This is a genomic window from Elusimicrobiota bacterium (assembly GCA_040757695.1).
Taxonomy (GTDB): Bacteria; Elusimicrobiota; UBA8919; order UBA8919; family UBA8919; genus JBFLWK01.
This window is the reverse complement of record JBFLWK010000261.1, coordinates 1-1,052: the sequence shown is the minus strand read 5'-3', so window position 1 is coordinate 1,052 and position 1,052 is coordinate 1. Positions and strand designations below refer to the sequence as shown.

Annotated in this window: 1 protein-coding gene; it reads left to right on the top strand. The window is 30.7% G+C overall.

Annotation, left to right across the window (positions count from 1 at the left end; genetic code table 11):
* Positions 1-511: 511 nt before the first annotated feature.
* Positions 512-1,052, top strand: a 541-nt coding sequence (locus AB1349_14640) for a TrmB family transcriptional regulator sugar-binding domain-containing protein (GenBank protein MEW6558564.1), incomplete at its 3' end; no start/stop codon positions are given.

The following is a 1,052-nucleotide window of genomic DNA, read 5'->3' as shown; positions in this document are numbered from 1 at the left end:
TTCACTTACCTGGTATACTTTTACTTTGCAACACATCTAATTACCACCTGAACCATTAATTATACCACCTGCAGGTGGTATACTTTTACATTGCAACCCTGGTATAATTTTACATTGCAATTGACATCAAAGAACAAGATTTTGGAATTTCTGGAAAGATTGATATAGAAACTGCAGCAAAAATTGGAAAAATTTTAGGTGCTGAAATAGTTGTACTCACTGAAATTGATGAATTAAAACCAGTCCCCCTTCTTGATAATCAATACGATTCTTTAGTTTATATTCGTTTAATTGATTCTACTACAGGCGAAATTCTATATTATGCAGAAGGGAATGCAGGACCCTTTACGATTGGTACAATTGATTCACTTAAATGTTCAATAGCAAAAGCATTAGAACCTTTATTTTATAGATATGGCATTGAATTTTATCATGGAAGTCTAAATAAATAGTTTAGAATATAAATGTCGTTAGAAAATTTCAAGTCAGACATATGAGGAGGTAATATCCAATGCCAACAAAACAATGGATAAAGTTAGAAAGCAGAAATGAAATAATTAGTAAAGTTGCTGAGATGGTTAAGACAGCACAACATAGTGTATACATTATTGGACATAGTGCAAGATGGTTGGAGAATAAATCTTTTCAAGAAGCTATTAATACTGTGCGAAATAATATTGATGTGAAATTTTGGATTACTTGTCCCGAAGATATTACAAACAGAATAATAGGCTCTCTACAAACATTAAAAAAATTAGGCGTCGTTGACAAAGTGTTTAAGAAATCTTACGGTCGTATTAGAATTTGTTTAGTTGATGGGAAAAAAATATTATTAGCACATACTCTGGAATATCAAGATAGAAGAGGCAATACATCTTTTGGTCTATACTTTGAAGATAATGATTTTGGCCATTGGTTATCTGGACGATTTATAGAATTAACTCAAGATGCTTATGAAATAGATGAAAAAAAGTTTAATATTATGATAAAAAGTATTTGGTTTTCTATTAAAACACACTGGATAGAATGGATAATTGTTGCAGCAATAGGAG